This window comes from Flavobacterium agri (assembly GCF_013401995.1).
In the GTDB taxonomy this organism is placed as follows: Bacteria; Bacteroidota; Bacteroidia; order Flavobacteriales; family Flavobacteriaceae; genus Flavobacterium; species Flavobacterium agri.
Map to the genome: position 1 here is coordinate 9046 of NZ_JACBJI010000011.1, position 1578 is coordinate 10623.

The following is a 1578-nucleotide window of genomic DNA, read 5'->3' on the forward strand; positions in this document are numbered from 1 at the left end:
CCGAAAAACCTTCCCAAAAAATCTTTTTTTGCGCTATGCCCGGCTGCCACTAACTCTTATTTCGGTTATTTCTGCGATTAGGTTCGGTCGGCATTGTGAGTAGCCTTTTTAAATCGCACAGAGGAAAAATTTCTTCAATATGGACATCAAGTTGGAATCTCGAAAAAAAACTAGAACCAGAATAGGAGAGACGTTCTAAATTTGTCGTGAAACGTGGCTGGACGATAACGTTAGGCCTATCTTGGCCGTCGCGGCTGGCGGAGAAAGTACTCTCCGTCAAGACGGAAGGTAGCAAAACTTTTGAATTTTTCTAACTTGGAAAGTTTGAAAAATTCAATGTTTTGCGGCTTCGGAAATGACACTTCCCGTCACCGGAAACCAGCGATGGATCAAGATAGGCGGTTATGCGAGGTTGCAACTACTCGATAAACAATTTTCCTTCTTTATATTGTTCGATCTTTGATAAATGAAGAGCGCCAGATTTATCAGGTATAAATCTCTTAATAATTGAATCGGAGAATTTGCTGTAGTTAGAATAATAGTATTCTTTGAATATTAGTTCTTTTTTATTACTTGTATAGCCGCCTTTTATAAAAGTTGTGTCGTTTCGACATCCGTTTTTAAAAGAGCTGCAAAGATTTTTCTTTGACGATTTAGTCTTGACTATAAAGAATTCTGCGTTTAGATTATCGTCATGTAAAAATTTACTTTGACTGTAAATAGAATAAGTGAATTTTCCAATTTGAAGTTGTTCTATGAAAGTTTCTTTCGAACTAAATGCCGAAAAAATGATTGACAATAAAAGAATAGCTGATAATTTATTCATTTCTTGATTTCGTTATAGTTTTCAAGCAATCTCGCATAACGTGAGGCCGCTAACCGATCATGGCAGCCTTGCGGAGACGGTACTCTCCGCCGAGACGAAAGGTAGCAAAACTTATGATTTTTCCTAGCTTGTAAAAGCAGGAAAAATCTAAGTTTTGCGGCTTTTGGACGAAACTCTTCCTGTTAGTCAGCCCGCTGCCATGGCGGTTAGCGGCGGTTGGTAGCCGTTAAAACCTCTTTTTGAAAAGTTTAAAACCGATGACATCTTTTCTTATTTCTTTTTTCCATCTTTTAGACTGAGAATTTATTGACTTTATAATTTCTAAATTGTAGGCTTCGATAATTTTTTCATCTGGAGCTACGCAACCAAAATCGTAATATTTGAAATTGTATCTGTTTTCTATGGTGCTATCATTTGAATATCTCACTGGCGCAATGCTTCCAATTAAGAACAAAAGCCTTTTATTATTTTGGATATCTTTCTCGGCTAAATCTTTTGCTTCGTTTTCAGTTTGCACAAAAAATATTTTTTCGGCACCACTGTCTTTAAAATAACTTTCATTTGCTTCTTGTGAATACAGTTTTATAAAAGACAAGAGTAGTATTAGAGTAATAGAAAAAAGACGTGAATTCATAGACGATTTTTTATTAATGGCTACCAACGTTAGACCGCTAACGATCATGGCAGCCTTTCGGAGACGGATCTCTCCGCCGATACGAAAGGTAACAAAACTTATGATTTTTTCTAGCTTG

Annotated in this window: 1 protein-coding gene; it reads right to left on the reverse strand. The window is 36.5% G+C overall.

Features of this window, described 5'->3' with window-relative positions:
- Window positions 1-1052: 1052 nt before the first annotated feature.
- The coding region (locus HZF10_RS17430; protein WP_217703403.1) for an FEKKY domain-containing protein at window positions 1053-1578 on the reverse strand (526 nt) is incomplete at its 5' end.